This is a genomic window from Rickettsia sp. TH2014 (genome assembly GCF_019249195.1).
Lineage (GTDB): Bacteria > Pseudomonadota > Alphaproteobacteria > Rickettsiales > Rickettsiaceae > Rickettsia > Rickettsia felis.
The window spans coordinates 170-689 of record NZ_MXAX01000079.1; the positions used below are offsets into that span (position 1 = coordinate 170).

Genomic DNA, 520 nt, shown 5'->3' on the forward strand with positions numbered 1-520 from the left:
ATTCTACTCCTTTTGTCGATTGTTTTTGGGGGGGTGCCAACAAATGAAGGGATGTTCTGGTCTAGACACGCTATAATTGTTTGATCATCACTTATATTTACCGGATTTTTTGAAGAAAACATATCTGCTTTCATAAGTATACTTCATAAAATTTTATTGGTTGTATTATATAGCTCTAATTGAACTGAGCTTTGTGTTTTCAACCAAATTTTTTGAAGCATTATAAATTAAAAGTTATTATTTTCAATTATTATTTTTATTCTGAATTTAAAATTAGATTATTTGAGGTAATGAGTTTATAGAAAAATATAGAATGGTGACCCCTACGGGGCTCGAACCCGTGTTCCCACCGTGAAAGGGTGGTGTCCTAACCGCTAGACGAAGGGGCCTTTAAAGTAGGCAAATAGATATGTTAGTCATACCGTGGCACTACGGCCGGCTTAGTTTTTTTGTTGTCATTCCGTGTTTATTCACGGGATCCAGTTAAAAATATTAGTATTAGTATTAGTATTAGTATTAG

Annotated in this window: 1 tRNA gene; it reads right to left on the reverse strand. The window is 33.7% G+C overall.

What is annotated here, in order from left to right:
- Nucleotides 1–314: 314 nt before the first annotated feature.
- Nucleotides 315–389 (reverse strand) — tRNA-Glu (locus KYQ89_RS01315).
- Nucleotides 390–520 lie beyond the last annotated feature (131 nt).